Annotated in this window: 20 protein-coding genes; 5 read left to right on the top strand and 15 right to left on the bottom strand. The window is 72.9% G+C overall.

All coding sequences use genetic code 11. The annotated features are described in order from the left end of the window. Positions 1–5 precede the first annotated feature (5 nt). Together ACZ404_RS22090 and ACZ404_RS22085 are read left to right on the top strand one after the other, a co-directional pair. Positions 6–434 (top strand): carboxymuconolactone decarboxylase family protein, encoded by a 429-nt coding sequence (locus ACZ404_RS22090; protein ID WP_468442643.1) that lies wholly within the window; start codon positions 6–8, stop codon positions 432–434. Continuing rightward, the gene (locus ACZ404_RS22085) at positions 431–1,150 is read left to right on the top strand and encodes an isocitrate lyase/PEP mutase family protein (protein WP_468442383.1); all 720 of its coding nucleotides are present in this window, start codon (positions 431–433) and stop codon (positions 1,148–1,150) included. Before ACZ404_RS22090 ends, ACZ404_RS22085 begins: the two co-directional genes overlap by 4 nt. Before the next feature lie 6 nt (positions 1,151–1,156). Here ACZ404_RS22085 and ACZ404_RS22080 read toward each other — a convergent pair whose 3' ends face one another. The 10 genes from ACZ404_RS22080 to ACZ404_RS22035 all read right to left on the bottom strand — a co-directional run bounded on the left by ACZ404_RS22080 (position 1,157) and on the right by ACZ404_RS22035 (position 14,237). Then, on the bottom strand, positions 1,157–2,104 hold the full coding sequence (locus tag ACZ404_RS22080; protein WP_468442381.1) for an ABC transporter substrate-binding protein: 948 nt from the start codon (positions 2,102–2,104) through the stop codon (positions 1,157–1,159). Between the two features lies 1 nt (position 2,105). Next, positions 2,106–4,061 carry an ABC transporter permease gene (locus tag ACZ404_RS22075; protein ID WP_468442380.1) on the bottom strand — a complete coding sequence of 652 codons (1,956 nt, stop codon included), beginning with the start codon at positions 4,059–4,061 and terminating at the stop codon, positions 2,106–2,108. Then, on the bottom strand, positions 4,061–5,314 hold the full coding sequence (locus ACZ404_RS22070) for a quaternary amine ABC transporter ATP-binding protein (RefSeq protein ID WP_468442379.1): 1,254 nt from the start codon (positions 5,312–5,314) through the stop codon (positions 4,061–4,063). The genes ACZ404_RS22075 and ACZ404_RS22070 overlap by 1 nt, the downstream gene beginning before the upstream one ends. After that, positions 5,311–6,843: a GMC family oxidoreductase gene (locus tag ACZ404_RS22065; RefSeq protein ID WP_468442377.1), complete on the bottom strand. Its 1,533-nt coding sequence runs from the start codon at positions 6,841–6,843 to the stop codon at positions 5,311–5,313. The genes ACZ404_RS22070 and ACZ404_RS22065 overlap by 4 nt, the downstream gene beginning before the upstream one ends. A 164-nt stretch (positions 6,844–7,007) precedes the next feature. Then, positions 7,008–8,528, bottom strand: a complete 1,521-nt coding sequence (locus ACZ404_RS22060; RefSeq protein WP_468442375.1) for an aldehyde dehydrogenase family protein — start codon at positions 8,526–8,528, stop codon at positions 7,008–7,010. 267 nt (positions 8,529–8,795) lie between these two features. Beyond that, positions 8,796–9,794 carry a hypothetical protein gene (locus tag ACZ404_RS22055; protein WP_468442373.1) on the bottom strand — a complete coding sequence of 333 codons (999 nt, stop codon included), beginning with the start codon at positions 9,792–9,794 and terminating at the stop codon, positions 8,796–8,798. 137 nt (positions 9,795–9,931) lie between these two features. Next, positions 9,932–10,921 carry a malate dehydrogenase gene (locus ACZ404_RS22050; protein WP_468442371.1) on the bottom strand — a complete coding sequence of 330 codons (990 nt, stop codon included), beginning with the start codon at positions 10,919–10,921 and terminating at the stop codon, positions 9,932–9,934. A 366-nt stretch (positions 10,922–11,287) separates the two neighbouring features. Then, a complete protein-coding gene (locus tag ACZ404_RS22045; RefSeq protein ID WP_468442369.1) occupies positions 11,288–12,475 on the bottom strand; it encodes a helix-turn-helix domain-containing protein in 1,188 nt (395 codons plus the stop codon). Positions 12,476–12,916: 441 nt separating this feature from the next. Beyond that, positions 12,917–13,393 (bottom strand): DUF3017 domain-containing protein, encoded by a 477-nt coding sequence (locus ACZ404_RS22040; RefSeq protein ID WP_468442367.1) that lies wholly within the window; start codon positions 13,391–13,393, stop codon positions 12,917–12,919. Then, entirely contained in the window at positions 13,383–14,237 is an 855-nt protein-coding gene (locus ACZ404_RS22035; RefSeq protein ID WP_468442365.1) for a bifunctional methylenetetrahydrofolate dehydrogenase/methenyltetrahydrofolate cyclohydrolase, read from the bottom strand. Before ACZ404_RS22035 ends, ACZ404_RS22040 begins: the two co-directional genes overlap by 11 nt. Positions 14,238–14,500: 263 nt before the next feature. Here ACZ404_RS22035 and ACZ404_RS22030 point away from each other — a divergent pair, with 263 nt between their 5' ends. After that, a complete protein-coding gene (locus ACZ404_RS22030) occupies positions 14,501–15,094 on the top strand; it encodes an RDD family protein (RefSeq protein WP_468442363.1) in 594 nt (197 codons plus the stop codon). 130 nt (positions 15,095–15,224) lie between these two features. Here ACZ404_RS22030 and purH read toward each other — a convergent pair whose 3' ends face one another. Together purH and purN are read right to left on the bottom strand one after the other, a co-directional pair. Next, positions 15,225–16,826, bottom strand: a complete 1,602-nt coding sequence (purH, locus tag ACZ404_RS22025; RefSeq protein WP_468442361.1) for a bifunctional phosphoribosylaminoimidazolecarboxamide formyltransferase/IMP cyclohydrolase — start codon at positions 16,824–16,826, stop codon at positions 15,225–15,227. Beyond that, positions 16,823–17,461 carry a phosphoribosylglycinamide formyltransferase gene (gene purN, locus ACZ404_RS22020; protein WP_468442359.1) on the bottom strand — a complete coding sequence of 213 codons (639 nt, stop codon included), beginning with the start codon at positions 17,459–17,461 and terminating at the stop codon, positions 16,823–16,825. The genes purH and purN overlap by 4 nt, the downstream gene beginning before the upstream one ends. Positions 17,462–17,748: 287 nt before the next feature. Between purN and ACZ404_RS22015 the strand changes: the two genes are divergently transcribed. Then, a complete protein-coding gene (locus ACZ404_RS22015; RefSeq protein WP_468442357.1) occupies positions 17,749–18,624 on the top strand; it encodes a hypothetical protein in 876 nt (291 codons plus the stop codon). Positions 18,625–18,639: 15 nt separating this feature from the next. Here the strand turns inward: ACZ404_RS22015 and ACZ404_RS22010 are convergent, their stop codons facing one another. Further along, entirely contained in the window at positions 18,640–20,328 is a 1,689-nt protein-coding gene (locus tag ACZ404_RS22010; RefSeq protein ID WP_468442641.1) for a cell division protein PerM, read from the bottom strand. A 116-nt stretch (positions 20,329–20,444) separates the two neighbouring features. On the opposite strand from ACZ404_RS22010, the gene ACZ404_RS22005 reads away from it, so the two are divergent. Continuing rightward, positions 20,445–21,308, top strand: a complete 864-nt coding sequence (locus tag ACZ404_RS22005; protein ID WP_468442355.1) for an RNA polymerase sigma factor — start codon at positions 20,445–20,447, stop codon at positions 21,306–21,308. Positions 21,309–21,391: 83 nt separating this feature from the next. Here ACZ404_RS22005 and sucD read toward each other — a convergent pair whose 3' ends face one another. Beyond that, the gene (gene sucD / locus ACZ404_RS22000) at positions 21,392–22,276 is read right to left on the bottom strand and encodes a succinate--CoA ligase subunit alpha (RefSeq protein ID WP_468442353.1); all 885 of its coding nucleotides are present in this window, start codon (positions 22,274–22,276) and stop codon (positions 21,392–21,394) included. 28 nt (positions 22,277–22,304) lie between these two features. Continuing rightward, on the bottom strand, positions 22,305–23,486 hold the full coding sequence (gene sucC, locus ACZ404_RS21995) for an ADP-forming succinate--CoA ligase subunit beta (RefSeq protein WP_468442351.1): 1,182 nt from the start codon (positions 23,484–23,486) through the stop codon (positions 22,305–22,307). Positions 23,487–23,600 lie beyond the last annotated feature (114 nt).

Below are 23,600 nucleotides of genomic sequence, written 5' to 3'. Positions count from 1 at the left end.
CACGGATGCTGGACCGGGAGGTCGGCACGGCGATGTCCGCGCTCAGCGCCGCCGCGAAGAAGGGGCTCGGCGATCCGGTCCTCGCCGAGCTGGTGATGATCCGCGCCTCGCAGATCAACCACTGCGCCTTCTGTCTGGACATGCACCTTGGAGTGGCCCGGAAGAACGGCGAGTCGGAGGACCGCATCCAGCTGCTGAACGCCTGGGAGGAGGCGGAGCACCTCTACAGCGCGCGGGAGCGCGCGGCGCTGGCGCTGACCGAGGCGGTGACCGTGCTGACCGAGGGCTTCGTACCCGACGAGGTGTGGGCCACCGCCGCCCGGCACTTCGACGAGGGTGAACTCGCGCATCTCGTCGGGCTGATCACCGCGATCAACAGCTGGAACCGGGTCATGGTGAGCCGGCGCGTCCCGCCCGGGGGGTACCCGTCATGAGCAGGGTGGAGATCTTCCGCGCGCTGCACCACCGGCGCGCCCACGGCGAGCCGCTGGTCCTGCCCGGCCCCTGGGACGCGGCCGGCGCCCGGGTGTGCGTGGAGGCCGGGTATCCGGCCCTCGCCACGCCGAGCGCCGGGATCGCCGCCTCCCTCGGGTACGCGGACGGGGCGGTGCCGGCCGACGAGATGTTCGCCGCGGTGGCGCGCGTCGCGCGGGCGGTGGACGTGCCGGTGTCGGCGGACGTCGAGGCCGGGTACGGGCTGCCGGCGAAGGAGCTGGTGGAGCGGCTGCTGGAGGCGGGGGCCGTGGGCTGCAACCTGGAGGACTCCCGCGGGGGTGTCCTCCAGGATGCGCGCGCGCAGGCCGAGTTCCTCGCCGAGGTCCGCTCGGCCGCCGGCGGAGGGCTGTTCCTCAACGCCCGGATCGACACCTTCGTGCACGGCGGCAAAGACCCCGAGGACGCCATCGAGCGGGCCGCGCTGTACGTGGCGGCGGGCGCCGACTGCGTGTATCCGATCCTCGCCCCGGCTCACGTCCTGCCGCTGCTGCGCTCCGGCATCCAGGGGCCGCTGAACGCATTGGCCCGGCTGGACGGCGAGGGCCCCTCGCCCGCCGCGCTCGGCGAACTCGGGGCCACTCGCGTCACGTTCGGGCCGGGACTCCAGCGGCGCGCCACGGCCGCGCTGCGGGAGATCGTCGCCCACCTGGGCTGAGCCGGGTCAGGACAGCCACTTCTTCCAGACGGCAGGGTGGCTGTCCACCCACTTCTTCGCCGCCTCCTGAGGGCTCAGCTTCTGGTCGGCGATCATCAGGGAGACCTCGTTCTGGTCCTCGGTCGTCCACTTGAACTTCTTCAGGAAGGCCGCCGCCCTGCCGCCGGACTTCGCGAAGCCGGCGTTGAGGTACTTCTGCAGCGGGGTGTGCGGGTAGGCGCAGGCGACCTTGGCGGCGTCCGCGTCACAGCCCTCCTTGTACGGCGGCAGCTTCACCTCCGTCATGGGGACCTTCTTGAACAGCCACTGCGGCGCGTACCAGTACGTCAGGAACGGCTTCTTCTCCTTGGCGAACTGCTTGATCTGGGTGATCTGCGCGGCCTCGGAACCGGCGAAGACGACCTGGTAGTTCAGCTTCAGGTTCTTCACCAGGGCCTTGTCGTTGGTGACGTAGGACGGGGAGCCGTCCATGAGCTGGCCCTTGCCGCCGCTCTCCGCGGTGCGGAAGAGCGAGGCGTACTTGTTCAGGTTCTTCCAGTCGGTGATGTCGGGGTGCTGCTGGGCGAAGTAGGTGGGGACGTACCAGCCGATGTGCCCGGTGACCCCGAGGCCGCCGGCGCGCCGGATGGTCTTCTTGTCCTCGACGTACCGCTTCTCCTGGTCGGGGTGGCCCCAGTCCTCCAGGATCGCGTCGACCCGGCCCTGGCTGAGCGCGTCCCAGGCGGGGACCTCGTCCACCTGGACGGTGTCGACGCGGTAGCCGAGCTTGTGCTCGAGCAGGTACTGGGCCACGGCCACGTTGGACTGGGCCCCCACCCAGGACTGCACGGACAGGGTGACCGTCTTCGCCCCCTGCGCGCCCGCGAACGGGCTGGCCTGCTTGGTCATGTCGGCGGCGCCGCAGCCGGTGAGCAGCAGCAGCGAGCTCGCCACGGCGATCGTACGAAGGCGCATGTCAGGCTCCCTTCCTCGCGCGCCGCTCGGTGGGCTGGGTGACCCGGTCCAGCATCAGGCCCAGGCAGACGATGGCGGCACCGGCGACCAGGCCGGTCGCCAGGTCGCCCTGGGCGAGGCCGAAGGCCACGTCGTAGCCGAGGGCCCCGCCGCCGACCAGGCCGCCGATGATGACGACGGCGAGGACCAGGACCACGCCCTGGTTGACGGCGAGCAGCAGCGCGCGCCGGGCGAGCGGGAGCTGCACCTGCCACAGCTGCTGGCGGCCGGTCGCGCCGAGCGAGCGCGCCGACTCCAGCGCGGCCGCGTCGACCTGGCGCAGGCCCTGCGCGGTGATCCGGACGACGGCCGGCAGCGCGTAGACGACGGCGGCGGCGACGGCCGGCGCCCGGCCCACGCCGAAGAGGGCGACGACCGGGATCAGGTACACGAACTGCGGCATGGTCTGGAAGACGTCCAGGACGGGCCGCAGCGCGCGCTCGACGCGGTCGCTGCGGGCGGCCGCGATGCCGGTGGCGAACCCCAGGACGAGGGTCACGGCGACGGCGGCGAGCACCTGCGAGAGCGTGTCGAGCGCCGGCGACCACACACCGAGCACCCCGATCGCGGCCATGGCGAGGACGGCGGTCAGCGCGGTGCGCCAGGTGCCGATCAGCCAGGCCAGGGCGGCGACGACGAGCAGCACCGACCACCAGGGCAGCCACTGCAGGCCGCCGCGGACGGGGTCGAGGACCCAGGTGGTGAAGTGCCCGGCCCAGTCGGCGGTGCCGCCGACGACCGGGACGCCGGAGTAGAGGTGGGCGGTCATCCAGTCGACGGCGCGGTTGACCGGTTCGGCGATGTCCAGGGTCCAGGAGTCCGGCCAGTCCAGGCGGCCGAGCAGCCGGGCGGCCAGGGCCACGGCCACGGTGGCGGCGAGGGCGAGGAGGTACGCACGGCCGGCCGGCCCGGGGCGGTCGGCCGCGTCGCCGGCCTGGCCCGCCGCGGCGGTGACGCGGTCCAGGACGACCGCCAGCAGCACGATCGGGATGCCGGCGGCGAGGGCCGCGCCGACGTCGACGGAGGCGAGCGCCTGGTAGACGCGGTCGCCGAGGCCGCCGGCGCCGATGACCGAGGCGATGACGGCCATGGACAGCGCCATCATGATCGTCTGGTTGAGACCGAGCAGGAGTTCCTTGCGGGCCAGCGGGATGCGGGCGGTCAGCAGCCGCTGGCGGCGGGTGGCGCCGAGCGACGCCACGGCCTCCAGGACCTCGGGGTCGGCGCCGCGCAGACCGAGCGCGGTGAGACGGGCCATCGGCGGGGCGGCGTACACGACGGTGGCGAGGACGGCTGCGGGCACGCCGATGCCGAAGACCAGGACGACGGGGAGGAGGTAGGCGAACGCCGGGAGCACCTGCATGGTGTCCAGCACCGGGCGCAGGGCGCGGTCCAGTCGGTCGGACAGACCTGCGGCGAGGCCGAGGAGGGCGCCGACGAGCACGGAAGCGAGGACGGCCACGACCATGAGCGCGAGGGTCTGCATGGTCGGCACCCACATGCCGAGGGCGCCGCAGGCGAGGAACGCGGCCGCGGTGCCCGCGGCCAGGCGGACACCGGCGAAGCGCCAGGCGAGGAGCGCGCCGAAGGCGGTGACGCCGGCCCAGCCCGCGGCGAGGAGGGTGAGGTAGACGGCGCGGACGGAGAGGACGACGGCGTTGCTGATGTAGCCGAAGAAGTAGAGGAAGAGGGGGTGGCTGTCGCGGTTGTCGATGACCCAGTTGCTGGCGCCGGCCAGGGGTTTGTCCAGGCCGACGGTGAGGGTGTGCGGCCAGGTGCCGTTGCCCCAGCGGGTGCTGAGCAGGGGGACGAGGACCGCGGCGGCCAGGGCGAGGAGGGCCAGCTTGGCGGTGGCGCGGTGCCGGAGGATGCCGGGCAGGGCCCTGGCGCGGGAGGTCGGGACGGTGATCGTTGCCATCAGACGCCCTCCGGGGTGGTGCGCGGACCCTCCGGGCCGGTACGGAGGGCGGGTGCGGTTGCTTGCCCACGCGTGCGGGGGACCTCCCCCGCGCTCGACTTCGCCCGCGCCGGGGTGTCCCCAGCGGCACGACTGCCCGCAGCCAGGTCGGCCACCTCTGCTGCGTCCGCTGCATCGGCTGCATCGGCCGCGGTGGGTACTCCCGCCACGACGCCCAGCAGGTGCTCGTGGTCGACCACTCCCAGGCACTTGCCCTCGTCCATCACGCGGGCCGGGGTGCCGGCGCGGGCCACCGCCTCGATGGCCTCGGCCACCGTGGCCTCGGGGCGTACGGCGGGGCCGGCGCCCGTTTCGGCCGACGTCGCCGGGCGCATGGCCGTGCGGGCCGTCAGCACCTGCTCCCGCGGTACGTCGCGGACGAACTCGCGGACGTAGTCGTCCGCCGGGGTGGCGACGATCTGCTCGGGGGTGCCGAGCTGGACGATGCGGCCGTCGCGCATGAGGGCGATGCGGTCGCCGAGTTTGAGGGCCTCGGAGAGGTCATGGGTGATGAACACCATGGTGCGGCCCTCCTCGCTGTGCAGCCGGGCCACCTCGTCCTGCATGTCGCGCCGGATGAGCGGGTCGAGGGCGCTGAACGGCTCGTCGAAGAGCAGCACCTCGGGGTCGACGGCGAGCGCGCGGGCGAGGCCCACCCGCTGGCGCTGGCCGCCGGAGAGCTGCCCGGGGCGCCGCTTCTCCATGCCTTCGAGGCCGACCTTGGCGACGAAATCGGCGGCGCGCTCGCGGCGTTCCGATTTGCCTACGCCCTGGATCTCCAGGCCGTAGGCGACATTGTCGAGGACCGTGCGGTGCGGGAGCAGGCCGAAGTGCTGGAAGACCATCGCGGCCCGGTGCCGGCGCAGCTCGCGCAGCCGCCCCTTGTCCATCGCGCGGACGTCCTCGCCGTCGATGGCGATCGTGCCGGCGGTGGGCTCGATGAGGCGGGTGAGGCAGCGCACCAGCGTGGACTTGCCGGAGCCGGACAGGCCCATGACGACGAAGACCTCGCCCTTGCGGACGTCGAAGGAGACGTCCCGGACGGCGGCCGTACAGCCGGTGCGGGAGCGGAGTTCGGCGGGGTCGAGCGCGCTGAGCTCCGGGTCGGCCGGGACGCGGTCCGGCTTCGGGCCGAAGACCTTCCACAGGCCGTCGACGGAGAAGACGGGCGTGTCGGTGGTGGGCGGCTTGCGGGTGGGGACGGTGAGGGTCATCGGCTCTCGCCTCCGATCAGGTCGACGGCCTTCTCCCCGACCATGAGCACCCCGATCATCGGGTTGACCGCGGTCATGGTCGGGAAGACGGACGCGTCGGCGATGCGGATGCCGTCGAGGCCGCGGAGGCGCAGCTCCGGGTCCACTACGGCGAGTTCGTCGTCGGCGGCGCCCATCCTGCAGGTGCCGGCCGGGTGGTAGACGGTGTGCGCGACCTTGCGGGCGTACTCGCTCAGCTCGGCGTCGCCGAGGATCTCCGGCCCCGGGCACACCTCGCGCTTCAGCCAGCTCGCCAGCGGCTCGGTCTTCGCGATCTCGCGGGCGACGCGGATGCCGTCGACCAGGGTCTGGGCGTCGTAGTCGTCCGCGTCGGTGAAGTAGCGGAAGTCCAGCGCGGGCTTGACGGACGGGTCGGCGCTGGTGAGGTACAGCCGGCCGCGGGACCGCGGCTTGGGGATGTTGGGGGTCATCGAGACGCCGTACGGCGGGCGTTCGTAGCCCAGGCGCTCGGGGTTGTCGGTGAACGGGATCTGGTAGAAGTGGAACATCAGGTCCGGGCCCGCGCTCGCCGGGTCGCGGCGGACGAACAGGCCCGCGTCGGAGTCCATCGCGGAGTTCTCCGGGATGGGTCCGTGGGTCTCCCAGACGATGACCGACTCGGGGTGGTCGAGCAGGTTCTCGCCGACGCCCGGCAGGTCGTGGACGACGGGGATGCCGAGCGCCTCGAGGTCCCGGCGCGGGCCGATGCCCGAGTGCAGCAGCAGCCGCGGGGAGTCGACGGCGCCGGCGCACAGCACGACCTCCCGGCGGGCCCGTATCAGCAGTTCCTCGCCGTGCTGGGTGCGCACGTGGACGCCCTCGGCGCGGGTGCCGTTCAGCTCCAGCCTGTGGGCCCAGGTCTCCAGGAAGAGGTGCAGGTTGGGCCGCTCGTCCATCACCGGGTGCAGGTACGCCACGGAGGCGGAGGAGCGCTTGTTGTCCTCCGGGTGGTAGGCGAGGTCGAAGAAGCCGACGCCCTCGGTGAACGGCTTCTTGTTGAAGCCCTCGACGCGGGGCACCCCGAGCGCGGCCTGGGCGGCGTCGACGAAGTCGCGCGCGATGGCGTTCCGGTCCTTCTCGTCCACCGAGACGATGTTGTTCAGCAGGCGGGCGTAGTAGGCCTCCATGGGCACCGCGCCCCAGCCCTTGGCGCCGGCCGCCTCCCACTCGTCCCAGTCGGACGGGAGCGGCTTGAAGGAGATGAGGGTGTTGTGCGAGGAGCAGCCGCCGAGGACGCGGGCGCGGCTGTGCCGGATGTGGGAGTTGCCGCGGGGCTGCTCGGTGATCGGGTAGTCGTAGTCCAGCTCGCCGCCGAGCAGACCCATCCAGCGGCGCAGGGTGAGCACGTCGTCGCGGCCGGCGTCGCTGGGGCCGCCCTCGATGACGGCGACGGTGACGTCCGGGTTCTCCGTCAGCCGGGAGGCGATGACGGAACCGGCAGTTCCGCCTCCGATGACGACATAGTCGAAGTCGTGGGTGTGATCGGGCATCGGGTGGTTACTCCTGTGGGGTGGGAGGACGTACGGGGTGCGGCAGCGGGTCCGCCGGCGGGGTCTGTGGGGGTTCCGCCGGCGGGCCCGCGTCCCGGGCTCCGGGGGGTGGCCGGTGACCGGGCACGGGGAGGCCCGAGGGCCGGTGCCCGGCTCCGGGTTGCTCAGCCGGCGAACCAGCGCACCGGTTCGGGCGCGAGGTTCTGGTAGACGTGCTTGGTCTCCCGGTACTCGGCGAGCCCGGCCGGCCCCAGCTCGCGGCCCGTGCCGCTCCGGCCGAAGCCTCCCCACTCCGCCTGCGGCAGATAGGGGTGGAAGTCGTTGATCCAGACGGTGCCGTGGCGCAGGCGCCCGGCGACCCGCCGGGCCCGGCCCGGGTCGGCGGTCCAGACGGCGCCGGCGAGGCCGTACTCGGTGTCGTTGGCGAGGAACACCGCCTCGTCCTCGGTGGTGAACGTCTCCACGGTGAGGACGGGCCCGAAGATCTCCTCGCGCACGACCTTCATCTCGCGGTGGCAGCCGTCGAGGACGGTCGGCTCGTAGAAGTAGCCGGACTCCGGCCGCGTCCGGCTCGGTTCGGGCCGCTTGCCGCCGCAGCGCAGCACCGCACCCTCGGCGAGGGCGGAGGCGACGTACGCCTCGGTCTTGGCGCGCTGCTGCTCGGAGACGAGCGGGCCGCACTCGACGCCGGCCTCGGTGCCCCGGCCGAGCCTGATCCGCTGGGCCCGGCGGGCGAGTTCGGCGACGAAGCGGTCCCGGACGGACTCCTCGACGATGAGCCGGGAGCCGGCCGAGCAGACCTGGCCGCTGTGGATGAAGGCGGCGTTGAGGGCCTGGTCGACGGCGGTGTCGAAGCCCTCCTCGGTGGCACAGGCGTCGGCGAAGACCACGTTGGGGTTCTTGCCGCCGAGTTCGAGGGCCACCTTCTTCACGGTGGGGGCGGCGGCCTGGGCGACCTTGGTGCCGCTGACCAGGCCACCGGTGAAGGAGACCAGATCGACGCCGGGGTGCTCGGCGAGCCGGGCGCCGACGGTGTGGCCGGGCCCGGTGACGAGGTTAGCGACCCCGTCGGGCAGGCCGGCCTCCGCCAGCAGCTCGATCAGTGCGACGGTGGTCATCGGGGTGATCTCGCTGGGCTTGACGACGAAGGTGTTGCCGGCGGCGAGCGCCGGGGCGATCTTCCAACTCGCTTGGAGCAGGGGGTAGTTCCAGGGGGTGATCAGCGCGCAGACGCCGACCGGCTCGTGCACGACCACGCTGTGGATGTCGGGTGAGCCCGCGTCCACGACCCGGCCCGGCGCCTCGGCGGCGACCAGGTCGGCGAAGTAGCGGAAGGCGTCGGCGACACAGTCGATGTCGACGCGGCCCTCCTCGACGGTCTTGCCCGCGTCCCGGCTCTCCAGCAGGCCGAGTTCCTCGCGGTCGCGTACGAGGAGGTCGGCGACGCGGCGCAGCAGGGCGGCGCGTTCGGCGGCCGGGGTGCGGGGCCAGGGGCCGTGGTCGAACGCCTGCCGGGCGGCGGCCACCGCGCGTTCCGCGTCCTTCTCGTCACCCTCCGCGACCACGGCGAACGGCCGGGCGTCCGCGGGGTCGAGGATCTCGCGCGTCGCGCCGGAGATCGCTTCCAGCCACTCCCCTCCCGCGTGAATGGTCGCCTGGTCCTGTCGTTCCGCTCTGTCCGCCATGATCGGTATTGCCTTCCGTTCCTGTTCCGTACCCCTGCGTCACAGGTGCGCCACGCTCGGGGACCGTCACCGCCTGCCCGCCCCCGCCCGATCGCATGCGCAATCGATGGCCGAAAGTGCGGCGGGTCACTGAAATTGAGGTGGAAAACGGACAAAACCGGGCAACGAAATGGCCGGTGAGCGGTTTCCAGTGCCCCGTGAGGCCCTCGATCATCAACTCCCGTACGCAGGTGCGCAGCCAAACGTGGGCCGGGTCGGCGCCGGGCCTCAGGCGCAGGACGCGTCCGTCGGGCAGAACGTGGTCAGGGCCGTGGTGAGCGGGGCCCGGACCCTGGTGTCGGACAGGTGCTCGGGGCCGCTGGCACGGATCGCGTAGAGGGTGCCGTCGGCGGCCCGGAAGCGGTGGTCGACCACCCGGCGGGCGCCCTTGCCGGGGTCGTCGTAGCGGTACGACAGCTCGGTCCAGGTGTCGCCGGAGCGGCGGGAGAGGGCCTGGTAGCCGGGCTCGTGGGAGTAGCCGTAGCCCGGGTCGTTCTCGGCGAGGTCCAGGGACTCCGCCACGGTGGCCTCGGACAGTTCGAAGATCTGCAACTGGCGGCCGTCGGACGGGGAGTCGTAGAACACCACGGTCGCCTTCTCGCCCTTCTTCGCGCGCCGGGTCCAGCCCTCGGGGACGGCGATCGCATAGCCGACGGGGTCGTGGACGAGACGGTAGCCCGCGGGAGTCCCCTGCGACGGGGACAGCGACGGGGAGGAGGGCGGGGACACCGGCGGGGTGTCCTGGGACCCGGCCGAGACGGTGACGCCGGTGGGCGTGGCGGAGGCGGCCGGGGTGCCGTGGGGCGAGCGGTCCCGGCCCACGTACCAGACCCCGAAACCGGCACCGGCGCCCACCAGGAACATCGCGAGCACCAGCGCGATCAGCCGGCCGCCGCGCGAGGACCGCCGGGCCGGGGCGCGCCCGTAGGAGGGCGCGGGAGCGGGGCCGTACGACGGTGACCGCGGTTGCGGCTGCGGCTGCGGCTGCGGCTGCGGCTCCTGGGACGGTACGAGCCGTTCGCCCGCCCGGGTCGGGGCCGTGGCCCACGGTGGCGGCGGGGGCGGCGGCACCTCGGCGGCGCCGGGAGCCGGAGCCGTCCGGGTCTCCTCGTACGCCCAGGGCGGCGGGGCGCCCGGCGACCAGGCCGCCCGGCCTCTCTCCTCACCGGGCCCGGAACCGGAGCCCTCCTCGCCGTTGCCTCCGCTCCAGCCGCTCCAGCCGCTCATTCCGACCCCCCGAGACCGAATCACCCGTCCCTGCACTGCATTTGACACTAGCGGCGAAAACGGGCGCGGGCCCCGTTCCGGACAGAACCGGAACGGGGCCCGTGCGGGTCGGCCGGCGAACGGCCGTGCCGGCAGGCTCAGATGAGGCCGAGGGAGCGGACCGCCTCGCGCTCCTCCTCGAGCTCCTTGACGGAGGCGTCGATACGGGCGCGGGAGAACTCGTTGATGTCCAGGCCCTGGACGATCTCGTACTTGCCGTCCTTGGTGGTGACCGGGAAGGAGGAGATCAGGCCCTCGGGTACGCCGTAGGAGCCGTCCGACGGGATGCCCATCGACGTCCAGTCGCCGTCCGCCGTGCCGTTGACCCAGGTGTGGACGTGGTCGATGGCCGCGTTGGCGGCGGAGGCGGCCGACGAGGCGCCGCGGGCCTCGATGATGGCGGCACCGCGCTTGGCGACGGTCGGGATGAAGTCCTCGGCCAGCCACTTCTCGTCGTTCACGACCTCGGCGGCGTTCTTGCCGGCGACGGTCGCGTGGAAGATGTCCGGGTACTGCGTGGCGGAGTGGTTGCCCCAGATGGTCAGGCGCTTGATGTCGGCGACCGTCGAGCCCGTCTTCTTCGCGAGCTGCGTCAGCGCGCGGTTGTGGTCCAGGCGGGTCATCGCGGTGAAGCGCTCGGCCGGGACGTCCGGCGCGGCGGCCTGCGCGATGAGCGCGTTGGTGTTGGCCGGGTTGCCGACGACGAGGACCTTGATGTCGTCCGCGGCGTGGTCGTTGATGGCCTTGCCCTGGGGCTTGAAGATGCCGCCGTTGGCCTCGAGCAGGTCGCCGCGCTCCATGCCCTTGGTGCGCGGGCGGGCGCCGACGAGGAGGGCCACGTTGGTGCCGTCGAAGGCGACGTTCGGGTCGTCCGTGATGTCGATGCCCTGCAGGAGCGGGAACGCGCAGTCGTCCAGCTCCATGGCCGTGCCCTCGGCGGCCTTCAGCGCCGGGGTGATCTCGAGCAGACGCAGGCGGACCGGCACGTCCGCGCCGAGCAGCTGGCCGGAGGCGATGCGGAAGAGCAGGGCGTAACCGATCTGGCCGGCCGCGCCGGTGACGGTGACGTTCACGGGAGTGCGGGTCATGGCGTTCTCCGTATGACAGCTGGCGGTGGGGCGTCACTGCCCCGGCGGATGATCGATCTCTTGGCGTCAAGAGAATCCAGCGGTCAGGCTATCGCGCATCCGGCAGGCGAGCCGTCCGGGGCCATGTGGCTCAGCCCACAAGTCGGCCACAAGTCGCCGCCGGGCGCACGATTCAGGATGTCGGGAGACGGGAGAGGCGGCCGCCCGTCCGGGAGAGGAGGGACGAGGACGGCCGCCGATGGGGGGTACCGGTTCTCCGGACTCCCGTGGGGGTACGGTTCGCGTGCCCAGGACGGGGCCACCCATGCGTCCGGCACCGGAATTACACCCGAACGGGTTGCCCGGGGTGCGTTCCGCCGCGTCCGGCTACTTCGTGCACCCCGTCTGCCCGGAGGCGAGGGTCGCGCACGCCGTGGCCCCGGCCGCGCTCTTCACGGCGACCATCGGGGTGTAGGCGATGGTGTCCCCGGGGGTGGTGATGTCCCCCGTCTGGCGAGCCTTGCCGCCCGCGCTGACCTGGACCTTGTCGCCCTGGGCGCCCCCGGTGATCCGCCCCCAGGCCGCGCCGCACGTCTTGCTGTAGCGGACCTCCAGGGTGACGGTGCCGACGGTGACGGTCTTCGCGGTGGTCACCAGGTCGCCGCTGCACCCCATGGCCTCGGCGTCCTTGCCGGTGCAGGCGGAGCCGCCGCACTTGACGCCCGCGGGCGGACTGGGGTCGGCGCTGGCCGTCGGGGAGGGGGAGCGGGCGGTGTCGCCGTGCTTGCCGTCGCCCCGCTGCTGGGTGAAGAAGTAGACGGCTCCCACGACGACCAGCACGCCGACGAGGCCCGCGAGGAACATCGTCAGCCGCTGCCTGCCCGCGGAGCTCTTGGCGGCCGGCCGCGGCGGCTGTGCCGGGGGCTGCGCGCCGTACGGGTTCGGGGCACCGGGGGTCCAGCCGGGGCCGTCCGGCGGGATCGAGGGCCGCGCGCCGGCGCCGGGGCGTCCAGTCGCCCGCGAGGGGCCCTCGTAGCCCGCAAGACCCCAGGAGTTGGCCGCCGCGGCCGCCTCGCGCTCCGCGTTCTCACGGCGGTCGGCGTCGGACGCCGTCGGCTGGGCCGGGAGGGTGGGTGCGACGCCGGCGGGTCCGGCGACACCGGTGGTGGCGGTGGCCCCGCTGCCCGTGGCGTTCGCCGCGCCGCTCTTTCCGGCCTTCGCCGTGCCGCCTGCCTGCTCGGCCTCGGCGGCGCCGAACTCGCCGAGCGCGGCCCGCGCCTGGGCGATGCGGATCTGCTCCATGGTCCGGTCGTGCCGCATCTCCGCCCGGCTCCAGGCACGTTCGGCCAGCTCCCACATGGTGGTGAGATGGACCGGGCTGGTGCCGGTGACCTCGGCGAGCGCGACGACCGCTCCCTTGGGCGCGAGCAGACGGCCGCTCAGATAACGCTCCCAGGACGTCTTGCTGTAGCCGGTCCGGTCGGCCAGCGCCGCGATGCTCAGGCCGCTGCGGTCCACGAGTCCGCGCAGCTGGCTGGTGAACTCCTTGATCTGCGGATCCAGCTCATCCGGCAAGGCTTTCCAACGAGGCATTGCTTCCCCCCACTTCCCCCCGGTTGGTGCTGTTGGTTCCCCGCGCCCTTCCCCGTGTGCGGCCCGCCGGCCGGTCCGGTCGGCGGCACCCGTTCTGGCTACCCACAGGGATGCGCTGACTAAGGATCCCAGTTCCCGGAGCGGGGGCGCACGGGAGCACCGGTCCGCACGGCCGTGCCCCCGCTTGCACGGACTCTCCGTCCCGCGTCCCCGGTTCCGCCCGAACGCCGTGGGCCTCGTGTGGCAGTGCGCGGACACGGTAGCGGAACGGTCACTTCCGTGCCACAGCGGGCGGACAGCCGTTGAACAGCCGGTTCCCGGGGGGAAGGCTGGTTTCCGACGGCGGCCCGTCCTTGCTCGGGGGAGGGGACGGGCCGCCGGTCGGAGCCGGCCGACGCCGGTCGAAGCAGGCTGCCGGGGCCGCTACTTGGTCAGCGTGAAGTGCAGGGTGTCCTTCAGGAACGGGATCTTCAGGAGCGGATTGGGCTGGGCCATCAGCGCCAGCAGGACGATCGCGAGGCCCAGGACGCCGTAGGTGACGATGTCGGTGAAGCGCGAGCGGACCGCGAGCATGCCGACCCTCGGCAGGATCCAGCGCATGCCCGCCCCGGCCAGCAGGCCCGCCCCGACCAGCACGGCGCCCCAGCGGAACACGTCGAGCGCGGTGAGCAGCAGACCGAGCGCGACCGCGGACAGCACCACGAGCATCGGCCACTGGCGGGCCGGGGCCGGTGCGTCACCGGGCGCGGCCCGGCCGCCGCCCTCGGGCCGGGCGGTGTCCTTGGTGAACAGCGGGAAGCGGCGCGTGGCGCGCCGCGGGCGCCCCTCGGCGTCGGGGGCGCTGATCGCGTCGCGGACCGTCGGCTCCGGCTCGGTGGTCCGGTGCTCCTCAGCCGGCACTGCGCTCCGCCGCCTCGACCACGTTGACCAGCAGCTGCGCCCGGGTCATCGGGCCCACGCCGCCGGGGTTCGGGGAGATCCAGCCGGCCACCTCGGTCACGTCCGGGTGGACGTCGCCGACGATCTTCCCCTCGGCGTTGCGGGAGACGCCGACGTCCAGGACGGCCGCGCCCGGCTTGACGTCCTCGGCGCGGATCAGGTGCGGGAATCCGGCCGCGGCGATGATGATGTCGGCCCGCTTGAGGTGGGCGGCGAGGTCCCGGGTGCCGGTGTGGCACTGGGTCACGGTGGCGTTCTCGCTGCGCCGGGTGAGCAGCAGCGGCATCGGGCGGCCGATGGTCACCCCGCGGCCGACGACCACGACCTCGGCGCCCTTGATCTCCACGCCGTGGGCCCGCAGCAGGGTGATGATGCCGTTCGGGGTGCAGGGCAGCGGCGCGGGCTCGTTGAGGACCAGCCGGCCGAGGTTCATCGGGTGCAGGCCGTCGGCGTCCTTGGCCGGGTCCATCAGCTCCAGGACGCGGTTCTCGTCGATGCCCTTGGGCAGCGGGAGCTGGACGATGTAGCCGGTGCAGGCCGGGTCCTCGTTCAGCTCGCGGACGACCGCCTCGATCTCCTCCTGGGTGGCGGTGGCGGGCAGTTCACGCTGGATGGAGGCGATGCCGACCTGCGCGCAGTCGCGGTGCTTGCCGGCGACGTACTTCTGGCTGCCGGGGTCGTCCCCGACCAGGATCGTGCCGAGGCCGGGCGTGACGCCCTTCTCCTTCAGCGCCGCCACGCGGGCGGTCAGATCGGACTTGATCGCGGCTGCGGTGGCCTTGCCATCGAGAATCTGGGCGGTCATGACACCATCCTTGCCGATGACCCGCTCCGGGTTCCAATCCGGGTGCCTCCCGGCCGGGGTGCCGGGTACGGCCGGGATGTGCGTCCTTGATCGATGATGTTGCACTTGCACAACACCTGGTGAATCCGGCTGGACAAGAATCGGCCTTTCCCACGACGATGACGGCGCAGCATCGCGGTCCGGTTGGGGGGCAAACCGCTCAGATTCTGACGTTCCTCCGCTCTTCCGCGTCGTCCCCGCAGTGTCAACGGAGGAAATCCGCCATGAGTTTCGGCTCGCCCAACCCCTACGGTCAGCCCCCGCAGAACCCGCAGAACCCGCAGCAGCCCTACGGCTACCCGCAGGGCCAGCCCGGCTACCCGCAGGCACCGCAGGGCGTGCCGCCGCAGCAGGGGTACGGCTACCCGCAGGCACCGCAGGGCGGATACCCGGGTTACCCGCAGCAGGCCGGGTACGGCATGCAGCCGACGTACGCGAACTGGGGCCAGCGCTTCCTGAGCCGCCTGCTGGACACGCTGCTGTACGCGGTGCCGTACGCGCTCGTCATCGCCGGCGCCAAGAACACCCCGATCCTTTCGGTCATCGGCTTCCTCGGCCTGATCGCCCTGTTCGTCTGGCAGGTGATCCAGGAGGGCCGCACCGGCCAGACCGTCGGCAAGAAGGCGGTCGGCATCCGCACCCTCAAGGAGGACACCGGGCAGCCGCTCGGCGGCGGCATGGCGTTCGTGCGCCAGCTCGCCCACATCCTGGACGGCCTGCCCTGCTACCTCGGCTACCTGTGGCCGGCCTGGGACGCCAAGCGCCAGTGCTTCGCCGACAAGGTGTGCGGCTCGATCGTGATCCGCAACAACCCGTGAGCTGAGCGGCTCGGGCAGGAGCACAGCGGCCTCCGGCTCCCTTCGCGGGAACCGGAGGCCGCTTTGCGTGTGCGTGCGGGGAAACCCGGGCGAACGCTCGGCGACAGCTCGGCGAACGCCCGGCGGACCGTCAGTGGAAGAAGTGCCGCGTGCCGGTGAAGTACATGGTCACGCCGGCCTTCTGAGCGGCCTGAACGACGAGTTCGTCGCGGATCGAGCCGCCGGGCTGGACGATGGCCTTCACGCCGGCCGCGATGAGGATCTCGGGGCCGTCGGGGAAGGGGAAGAAGGCGTCGGAGGCCGCGTAGGAGCCGCGCGCCCGCTCCTCGCCGGCCCGCTCGACGGCGAGCTTGCAGGAGTCGACGCGGTTGACCTGGCCCATGCCGACGCCGACCGAGGCGCCGTCCTTGGCGAGCAGGATGGCGTTGGACTTCACCGCGCGGCACGCCTTCCAGGCGAAGGCCAGCTCGGCCAGCTCCGCCTCGGACAGGGCCTCGCCGCTGGCCAGGGTCCAGGTGGCCGGATCGTCGCCCTCGGCCTGCAGCCGGTCGGCGACCTGGAGCAGCGCGCCGCCGTCGATCGGCTTGACCTCGACCGGGTGGGCCGGGGCGCCGGGGCAGCGCAGCACACGGATGTTCTTCTTCTTGGCGAGGGCCTCGAGCGCGCCCTCCTCGTAGTCCGGCGCCACGACGACCTCGGTGAAGATCTCCGCGACCTGCTCTGCCATCTCCTTGCTCACCGGCCGGTTCACCGCGATGACACCGCCGTAGGCGGACACCGGGTCGCAGGCGTGCGCCTTGCGGTGCGCCTCGGCGACGTCCGCGCCGATCGCGATGCCGCACGGGTTGGCGTGCTTGATGATCGCCACGCAGGGCTCGTCGTGGTCGTACGCGGCACGGCGGGCGGCGTCCGTGTCCGTGTAGTTGTTGTACGACATCTCCTTGCCGTGCAGCTGCTCCGCCGCCGCGAGCCCGCCCTCGCCGGAGGTGTAGAGGGCCGCGGGCTGGTGCGGGTTCTCGCCGTAGCGCAGGGTGTGCACGCGCTCCAGGGTGGCGCCGAGGAAGTCGGGGAACGTCGCCGCGGCCGAGTCGCCGCCGGGTGCGGTGTCGGGGGCGTACGACGAGGCGAACCAGGAGGCCACGGCGATGTCGTACTCCGCCGTGTGCCGGAAGGCCTCGGCGGCGAGCCGCTTGCGGGCGGTGAGGTCGAAGCCGCCGCTCCTGGCGGCCGCGAGGACGTCGGCGTACCGCTGCGGGCTGGTGACGACGGCGACGGAGGGGTGGTTCTTGGCGGCAGCGCGGACCATGGAGGGGCCGCCGATGTCGATCTGCTCCACGCACTCGTCGTCCGAGGCACCGGAGGCGACCGTCTCGCGGAACGGGTAGAGGTTGACGACGACCAGGTCGAACGGCTCCACGCCCAGCTCGGCGAGCTGCTCGCGGTGGCTGTCCAGGCGCAGGTCGGCGAGGATGCCGGCGTGCACCCTCGGGTGCAGGGTCTTGACCCGGCCGTCCAGGCACTCGGGGAAGCCGGTCAGCTCCTCGACCTTGGTGACGGGGACGCCGGCGGCGGCGATCCGGGAGGCCGTGGAGCCGGTGGACACCAGCTGGACGCCGGCCTCGTGCAGCCCGCGGGCCAGCTCTTCCAGCCCGGTCTTGTCGTAGACGCTGACGAGCGCGCGGCGGATGGCCCGCTTCGTGCTCCCGGCCGTGACTGTGCTCTCGGCGGTCACTGGATAACTACCTTTCGTCCCTCGATGCGATAGCCGTTGCGGGCGAGGCGCCCCACGACCTCGACGAGCAGTCTTCGCTCGACTTCCTTGATGCGCTCGTGCAGCGCGCTCTCGTCGTCCTCGTCCCGGACCTCGACCACGCCCTGGGCGATGATCGGGCCGGTGTCGACGCCGTCGTCGACGAAGTGGACGGTGCAGCCGGTGACCCTGGCGCCGTACGCGAGCGCGTCGCGGACGCCGTGGGCCCCGGGAAAACTGGGCAGCAGGGCGGGGTGCGTGTTGACGAACCGCCCGCCGAAACGGCCGAGGAATTCCTTCCCGACGATCTTCATGAACCCGGCGGAGACCACCAGGTCGGGCTCGTACGCGGCCACGGCCTCGGTGAGGGCGGCGTCCCACTCGTCCCGGGTGGCGTAGTCCTTGACCTTCCGCACGAAGGTCGGCAGCCCGGCCCGCTCGGCGCGGGTGAGCCCCTCGATGCCGGCGCGGTCGGCCCCGACGGCGACGATCCGCGCGCCGTACTCCTCGGCTCCGGTGCGCTCGATCTCGTCCAGGAGCGCCTGCAGGTTGGTGCCGGATCCGGAGACCAGCACGACGAGACGCTTGACCGCTGGGCCAGCGGGGGTGGCGGCCACGGTGGGGCCCTTTCTCGGGGAAGCGGTGTGGTGTCCGGCCGGCGGTTTGTACAGTCGTACGAATGCTTCGCGCCCCGATATACGGGGAAGTCTACGAAGCGGCCGACCGTCAGCAACGATACCGGCACCTCCGGGCGGCCCCCACGGGACGGGGGCGTGGCCGGAAGGTAGCGTTCGCAGGGAATCAAGAAGGGGCTGCCTCGGGAACGCGGTCGTGGTGCGGTGCGTTCACGGGGTGGAAGCTCACCTCGGACAGCCGTATCCACCTAGGGGAAGACGCTCTTTTGATGCCCGACCGCAGCCTGCGACTCCTCACGTTCCCGCCGCTCCCGGCCCAGGGAGGCGAGCGTGCCGCCGCGCTGCTGCGGGAGCGCCCGTCCTCACCGCCGGAGGCGGCGCCTCCCGGGGGACGGGACGGGGAGGGTCGCGGCGGCGAGGGCCGCGACGGCCGGGGCCGGGGCGACGGAGACCGGAACGGCGGGCGCCGTGGCGGCGAAGGCCACGACGACGGTCGCGGTGGCGACGGTCGCGGTGGCGAGCGCCGGGACGGTGGCCGGGACGACGACAACCCCTTCGCGCCGCCGCCGGAGGGCGCTCCCGACCGGCCGTGGCAGCCCCGGCACCCGGAGGGGTCCGGCGGCCGGTCGCCCTGGGGCAGCCAGTGGAGCGGGCAGCAGCCCGGGCGCGGGTCCGGCGGTTTCGGCGAGCGCCCCGGCCGCGGCCCCGAGAACGCGGGCGGGCCGGGCGGCTCCAACATGCGCTGGGACCCGACGGATCCGGCGCAGCGCCGGGCGCGCTATGCCCTGCTGGCCGGCATGTGGGCCGTCTTCTTCGCCCTGTTCACCTGGACCTACGTGGCGCTGCTGCTGGGCGCCCTGGCCCTGTACTGGGGCATCAGCGCGCTGCGGGCCAAGCCGCGCACGCCCGGCCCCGACAGCCCGGCCGCGCAGCCCGGCACCCGCCCCCAGAGCACGGCGGCCATCGGCGGCCTGGTCACGGCGTCCCTCGCCCTCGCCCTGGTCGGCACGAACTTCGCCGTCCAGGTCGTCTACCGCGACTACTACACCTGCGTCTCGGACGCCCTCACCCACGAGGCCAAGCAGTCCTGCGACCAGCTGCTGCCGAAGGAGCTGCGAGGAGTGCTGGGGACGGGCGACAGCTAGCCCCCCCCCATCGTGTCAGCCGGTGTGCTCCGGCGGGGTGGGCTCGTCGGGCTGAGCCGGAGGTCCGGGCGGCGGGGGCGTCCAGTCGGGGGGTGTGGGTGACTCGGGACCGACGGCACCCTCGGTGCGGGCCGCCCGGCGGGAGGTGCGGGAGAGGTCGTCGTGCTGCCAGGCCGGGGGGAATGGGTCGGTGGCGGGCAGGATGTCGTAGCGCTCGTCCTCGGTCGGGTCGGCGGCGCTTCCCCTGCTCATGACGGCCTTGGCGTCCTTCGCCTCCCTCCCCTCCTTCGAGTCCCGTGCGTCCTGCGGGACCTTGCCGTCCCTGCGGGGGCCGGCCGGGGCGGATGTGGGCGGTGTCTGCGTCGTGGTCCTGGACGCGCCGTTCGTGCCTGGTTCCGGATCGGCACCCTGCGTCCGTCGCCGTCTCCACAGCCTCCACAGCCGTACCACCAGCGCCGCCGGCATCCCCGTCACCGTGGTCCAGAGGGACGTCATCGCGCCGGTCTGCCGGCCCAGCGGGCCGAAGTGGGCCAGGGCGGCGACGCCGAGGCGGCCGCCGGCGAACTGGGCGAGCAGCGCGAGCAGCGCTCCGCACAGCAGGGCCGCCAGGAGCAGCGCCCCGGCGGTGCGGAGGGCCGGCCAGGGTTCCGCCTGCCCCCGCCCCACCGCTCCCCGCGCCACGAACCACCCCACCGTCACCCCGGCCACCAGAGGAACCAGGCCGGCCGCCCAGTTCAGCGGAGCGCCGGCGCCCGCGTCCGGTACCGCCGCGAGCAGCGGGAACGGGGGCAGCAGCGGGGCGGGGTCGGAGGCGAGGGGGTGGACCAGGTGCCCGGTGCCCAGGGTGAAGCCGGGGCCGAGGGCGTAGGAGGCCGCCCAGACCGCCGCGTTGGGGATCAGCGCGACGCCGAGCAGCAGCACGGCGAACCGCCCGGTCCACCCCGCCGTCAGCTGCAGGAACGACGCCCGCGCCGCGTCCCCGTGCAGCACCAGCGAGACCCCGACCAGCAGCGCCCCGCCCCCGCACAGCACCGTCGCCCCGGCACCGGCCGCCCGTACGGCCGTACTCAGCCGCGCCCACGCGTCGGCCCCGAGCAGCAGCCGCCGCACCGGCCCCGGCAGCACCCGCAGCAGGCCGAGCACGGGCTCGGGCGGACGGCCGTACCCCGACCACACCCCGACCCCCGCCGCCGAGGCCGCCACGACCGGCAGGCACACCGTCACCCAGACCCAGTGCGGCCGCAGTTCGCCGCCGGAGCAGTAGAGGGCGGCCGCGGCGCCGACGCCGACGTAGCCGACGACCACCCCCGTCCACGCCGTGCGGGCCGGGACGGGGGGCGGGCCGTCGGGGTCGCCGGACGCGTCCGTGGCGTCCCGCGCCGCTCGGTACACCAGCCACACGGGCAGCGCGAGGAGCAGCAGCGGGGTCACGCCCACCGGCTGGGGGGCGCCGGAGAGCGTCTCGGTGCGGACCAGTTCGACGCCGTGCCCGAGCAACCAGAGCGCGGCGGCGACGTGCAGCGCGCCGCCCGGCCCGCTGTCGGGGTACGGCGAGCTGACCCACAGGGCCAGCACCAGCACGGCGAGCGAGCCGAGCCCGAGTCCGGCGGCCACCGCGCCGCCGAGCAGACTCGCGCCCAGCCCGGGCGGGCGGTCGCGCATCCGGTGCAGCAGGGGTGACAGCGACGGTCGGCGAACGGTCATCAGGGTCACGCCGCCATGCTCCCAACGACACGCCCTTTCCCGTCGTAACGGGGGAAACCCGGATGTGTCGCTCAATATATGATTATCTACTTTTTCGTACGGAAGGGTGATGTCCCGTGCCGCAGAGCCCCGCCAGCCCCCTCCCCCCGCCGAAAGAACACCGGCGCCCGGACGAGCCCGCCCCGCTGACGCCCGCTCAGGCCTTCGACGCGCTGTACGCGTTCTGCGCCCCCGCCCTCGTACGGCAGACGTATCTGCTCACCGGACGCCGCGAACTGGCCCGGGAGGCGGTCGAGCGGGCGTTCCAACTGGCTTGGCAGCGTTGGCCGGAGGTGGCGCGGGACCGGGACCCGGGGGGATGGGTGCGGGCGGTGGCGTACGAGTGCGCCCTCTCCCCCTGGCACCGGTTCCGCCCCCGGCACCGGCACCCCGACCCCCCTCCGGCCGACCCCGCCGACCGGGCGCTGCTGGACGCCCTGCTCACGCTGCCGCCGTCGTACCGGCGCACGCTCGTCCTGTACGACGGCGTCGGCCTCGACCTGCCGGAGACGGCGGCGGAGACGGAGGCGAGCACGCCGGCGGCGGCCGGCCGGCTCTGCCGCGCACGCGAGGCCGTGGCCGCGCGCGTCCCGGAACTCGCCGACCCCGCCGCGCTGCACCGGCGCCTGGAGCACCTGGGCACCACGGAGCGGCTGCCGCCCGCCAAGCCGACGGCGGTACGGACGTGCGGCGAGCGCCGGAACGTGTTCTGGACCCGGGCGGCCATCGCCTTCACCTGCACGATCATCGGCGCGACGACGCTGACGCTGCGGACGGCGCCGACCCGCTACGAGGCGCCGATCGCCCCGGCCCAGGCGGTCCAGGGCGTGCCGCCGCCCGCCGCCATGGGCCCCCTGTCCCGCGAGCAGCAGGCCCTGCGGGCGAAGCTGCGCGCGGAGACGGCGAGCGGACCCGAGCGACTGGTGCCGGACACGCGCTGAGGCACCCGCCGGGGGCGGGCGCAGACGCCGGTGGGCCCGCCCCAGCCAACGGGGCGGGCCCACCGAGGTGCGGTCGGGAAAGGTCAGCCGGCCAGGATCTCCCGCGCCAGCTTCGCCGTCTCGGTCGGGGTCTTGCCGACCTTGACGCCCGCGGCCTCCAGGGCCTCCTTCTTCGCCTGGGCGGTGCCCGACGAACCGGAGACGATGGCGCCCGCGTGGCCCATCGTCTTGCCCTCGGGCGCGGTGAAGCCCGCGACGTAACCGACGACCGGCTTGGTCACGTTCTCCTTGATGAACGCCGCGGCACGCTCCTCGGCGTCACCACCGATCTCACCGATCATCACGATCAGGTCGGTCTCGGGGTCGTTCTGGAACGCGGCCAGCGCGTCGATGTGCGTGGTGCCGATGATCGGGTCGCCACCGATGCCGACGGCCGTCGAGAAGCCGATGTCGCGCAGCTCGTACATCATCTGGTACGTCAGCGTGCCCGACTTCGACACCAGGCCGATGCGGCCCGGCTTGGTGATGTCGCCCGGGATGATGCCGACGTTCGACTGGCCCGGGGTGATGATGCCGGGGCAGTTCGGGCCGATGATGCGGGTCTTGTTGCCCTTCTTGCCGGCGTACGCCCAGAAGGCGGCCGTGTCGTGCACGGCGATGCCCTCGGTGATCACGACGGCCAGCGGGATCTCGGCGTCGATGGCCTCGACGACCGCGTCCTTGGTGAACTTCTCCGGCACGAAGATGACGGAGACGTTGGCGCCGGTCTTCTCAATGGCCTCCTTGACGGTGCCGAAGACGGGTACCTCGGTGCCGTCGAAGTCCACGGTCTGACCCGCCTTGCGCGGGTTCACGCCGCCCACGACGTTCGTGCCGTCACCGAGCATGAGCTTCGTGTGCTTCATGCCGGTGGCGCCGGTCATGCCCTGGACGATGACCTTGCTGTCCTTGTTGAGCCAGATAGCCATGGTGTGTTGGTGTCCTCGTCCTGAGTGCTTACTTGGCGGCGTGGGCCAGCTCGGCGGCCTTGTCGGCCGCGCCGTCCATGGTGTCGACGCGCTGCACCAGCGGGTGGTTGGCGTCGGTGAGGATCTGCCGGCCCAGCTCGGCGTTGTTGCCGTCGAGGCGGACGACGAGCGGCTTGGAGACGTTCTCGCCGCGGTCCTCCAGGAGCTTCAGGGCCTGCACGATGCCGTTGGCGACCTCGTCGCAGGCCGTGATGCCACCGAAGACGTTCACGAAGACGGACTTGACGTCCGGGTCGCCCAGGATGATCTCCAGGCCGTTCGCCATGACCTGGGCGGAGGCGCCACCGCCGATGTCCAGGAAGTTGGCGGGCTTGACGCCACCGTGGTTCTCACCGGCGTACGCGACGACGTCCAGGGTCGACATGACCAGACCCGCGCCGTTGCCGATGATGCCGACCTCACCGTCGAGCTTGACGTAGTTGAGGTTCTTCTCCTTGGCGGCGGCCTCGAGCGGGTTGGCCGCGGCCTTGTCGTGGAGCTCCTCGTACTCGGGGTGACGGAACTCGGCGTTGTCGTCCAGCGACACCTTGCCGTCGAGCGCGATGACCTCGCCGGAGGCGACCTTCGCGAGCGGGTTGACCTCGACCAGGAGGGCGTCCGACTTGATGAAGGTGTCCCACAGCTTGACCAGGACGTTCACGACCTTGTCCGCGACCTCGGCCGGGAACTTGGCGGCCTCGACGATCTCGCGGGCCTTGGCCTCGTCCACACCGTCGATCGGGTCGATCGCGGTCTTGGCGACGGCCTCCGGACGGGTGGCCGCCACCTCCTCGATCTCCATGCCGCCCTCGACGGAGGCGATGGAGAGGAAGGTGCGGTTGGCGCGGTCGAGGAGGAAGGAGACGTAGTACTCCTCGAGGATCTCCGGAGCGGTCTCGGCGATCATGACCTTGTGGACCGTGTGGCCCTTGATGTCCATGCCGAGGATGTCCGTCGCCCGGGCGACGGCCTCGTCCGCGGAGGCGGCCAGCTTGACGCCACCGGCCTTGCCGCGACCACCGACCTTCACCTGCGCCTTGACGACAGACTTGCCGCCCAGACGCTCGGTGATCTCGCGCGCCGCCTCAGGCGTGTCGATGACTTCACCGGCCAGCACCGGTACATCGTGCTTGGCGAAGAGGTCCCTCGCCTGGTACTCGAACAGGTCCACGCGCTTCCGTCCCTATCAGTGATCTCGCGGTTCGTTGGATGCGTGGGCGTGCCGCGAAGGGCAACGTGACGTCCGCATGTGTCACAGGGGAGGCGCACACGGTGTCCGAGCGCG

The sequence above is a fragment of the Streptomyces sp. NPDC030798 genome, assembly GCF_055572275.1.
Note: the sequence above shows the minus strand (reverse complement) of the source record. Positions and strands in the feature narration are given on the sequence as shown.